Source organism: Pseudoalteromonas sp. 1181_04, from assembly GCF_052850545.1.
The window spans coordinates 1-341 of record NZ_VXCS01000111.1; the positions used below are offsets into that span (position 1 = coordinate 1).

Consider the following 341-nt stretch of genomic DNA (forward strand, 5'->3'; position numbering starts at 1 on the left):
TGCGTATTCTCATGACTTTGATCACCGATTCTCATCAGCTTTGATCACCTGATTTATCATTTTGTAGAGCCGTTTTTAAATTAGCTTAACTGATCATCATCAGTCAATTTATTTAACTGTTTTCGTATCGATTCTCCTTTTAAGTTCAACTTAATTGAACCATGAATTAGCCTATCTAAAATGGCGTCAGCATGGGTTGATTCTCCTATCATTTCATGCCAGTTTTCCTGTGGTAGCTGGCTTATAATTATGTGTGATTTATACCCATACCGCGCATCGATTAATTCGAGTAAGTCACCTCGTTGCTGTGCACTCAGTGGTTCAAGCCCCCAGTCGTCTAA

The 341-nt window shown here is 38.7% G+C and carries 1 protein-coding gene; it reads right to left on the minus strand.

Annotated features, from left to right (window positions below):
- Nucleotides 1-80: 80 nt before the first annotated feature.
- Nucleotides 81-341: ATP-binding protein (locus FW757_RS23255; protein ID WP_446441799.1), on the minus strand; the 261-nt coding region annotated here is incomplete at its 5' end.